This is a genomic window from Streptomyces sp. CA2R106 (assembly GCF_037034245.1).
Lineage (GTDB): Bacteria > Actinomycetota > Actinomycetes > Streptomycetales > Streptomycetaceae > Actinacidiphila.
In genome coordinates this window covers 1-589 of the sequence record NZ_JBAGKC010000162.1, presented here as the reverse complement: position 1 = coordinate 589, position 589 = coordinate 1, and the positions used below count along the sequence as shown (strand labels likewise).

Below are 589 nucleotides of genomic sequence, written 5' to 3'. Positions count from 1 at the left end.
GGACGCGGTCGAGGGCCACGGCACGGGTACGAAGCTGGGCGACCCGATCGAGGCGCAGGCGCTGCTGGCGACCTACGGGCAGGGGCGCGCGGAGGACCGGCCGCTGTGGCTCGGGTCGATCAAGTCCAACATCGGCCACTCGTCCGCGGCTTCGGGCGTGGCCGGGGTGATCAAGATGGTGCAGGCGCTGCGGCACCGGCAGCTGCCGGCCACCCTGCACGCCGACCGGCCCAGCCCGCACGTGGACTGGACGTCGGGCGCGGTCAAGCTGCTCACGGAGGCCCGGCCGTGGACCGACCCGGGGCGTCCGCGCCGCGCCGCCGTGTCCTCCTTCGGCGTCTCCGGCACCAACGCCCACATGATCATCGAGGAGGCACCCGCTCCGAAGGAGGCCGCGCCGGCGGTCCAGGAGTCCCGGCCGGCGGTGCCGGTGGTGGTGTCCGCGAAGGACGAGGCGGCGCTGCGGGCGCAGGCGGGCCGGCTGCGGGAGTTCCTGCTCGCGCGGCCGGAGATCGGGCTGCTGGACCTCGGGTGGTCCGCCGCGACGACGCGGGCGCACCTGGAGCACCGGGCGGCGGTGTCGGCGGCT

1 protein-coding gene is annotated in these 589 nt (G+C 76.2%); it reads left to right on the top strand.

Annotated elements, in window-relative coordinates:
• A partial coding sequence (locus WA788_RS35530) for a ketoacyl-synthetase C-terminal extension domain-containing protein (protein WP_335984635.1) occupies window positions 1-589 on the top strand: 589 nt, incomplete at both ends.